The 300-nt window shown below is 51.7% G+C and carries 1 protein-coding gene; it reads right to left on the bottom strand.

Annotated features, from left to right (window positions below):
- On the bottom strand, positions 1-300 hold a 300-nt coding region (locus tag NE591_RS14490), incomplete at both ends, for a molybdopterin-dependent oxidoreductase (RefSeq protein ID WP_256157014.1).

Raw genomic sequence — 300 nt, 5'->3', positions numbered from 1 at the left:
AGTGCGCATGTGTTCGACATCGATATTGCCATCGCGAATGGCAATCTGGGCAATACCTGCCGCTAGAAGACCAACAGTTCCGGGACGGATGGAAACGTAGAGGTCCGCCTTAGCTGCCGTAGTGGTAAAAATGGGATCGATGACAACAAGTTTGGCTCCCGCTTCGCAGGCTTCGGAGATGAAATGATACACAACAATGAATGACTCAGACGGATTGGAGCCCCATACAAAGATATTTTCCGCAATGACGATGTCGCGATACTCGTTATGGCCTCCTGTAGTGGTCGCACCGAGAGCGCC

Origin of the sequence: Adlercreutzia sp. DFI.6.23, assembly GCF_024462535.1 — a bacterium.
Lineage (GTDB): Bacteria > Actinomycetota > Coriobacteriia > Coriobacteriales > Eggerthellaceae > Adlercreutzia > Adlercreutzia rubneri.
Note: the sequence above shows the minus strand (reverse complement) of the source record. Positions and strands in the feature narration are given on the sequence as shown.